Here is a 514-nt window from a genome sequence, read left to right as displayed (position 1 = left end):
CGCGTAATAAAGCTGACCCGACGCAATCATCGCGGCAGGTCAGTCGGATGTTCAATGATATCGAAGATCGGTATCTGAACATCAAGCGCAGGCTTAAGGCTCTGTTTGAGCTGCGGCTGACTGGGCAGCAACGTGAGGCGAACGCACAGCAGTCCTGGATGATGTGCAACAACGAGGGCGCAGAACCTTCGCTGTATCAAGTCAATGCCGGTAAGTTCGTCTATGACATGACAGCTGCTGAATTGGCCGATCTGCTCCAGGTGGTGCAGTCGATTCTTGATGATGAGCTTCTTGAAGGCGGCAGCCAGAACCTATGGGCGATGGACTACGTCATTGCGGAATATGACCGCGGCACGCTAAACGCCTTCACCAACCTGTCGGTGCAGTCGCAGGCGTACGCCAGTCAGACGACGCTCCAGCAGCTTTTAAGCAGCCTCGGCTACCTGAACCAGATAGCGGCGGCAAGACTGACAACGTTCAGTGACTGGAAGGTCATCAGCGACACCGCCCGCGG

At 55.8% G+C, this 514-nt stretch carries 1 protein-coding gene; it reads left to right on the top strand.

The window, feature by feature from the left end:
• Nucleotides 1-47 precede the first annotated feature (47 nt).
• A partial coding sequence (locus RE027_RS18330; RefSeq protein WP_497795578.1) for a hypothetical protein occupies nucleotides 48-514 on the top strand: 467 nt, incomplete at its 3' end.

The organism is Kocuria sabuli (genome assembly GCF_040981185.1).
GTDB classification, from domain to species: domain Bacteria; phylum Actinomycetota; class Actinomycetes; order Actinomycetales; family Micrococcaceae; genus Kocuria; species Kocuria sabuli.
The sequence above is the reverse complement of the archived record's forward strand: the minus strand, read 5'-3'. Positions and strand labels throughout refer to the sequence as shown.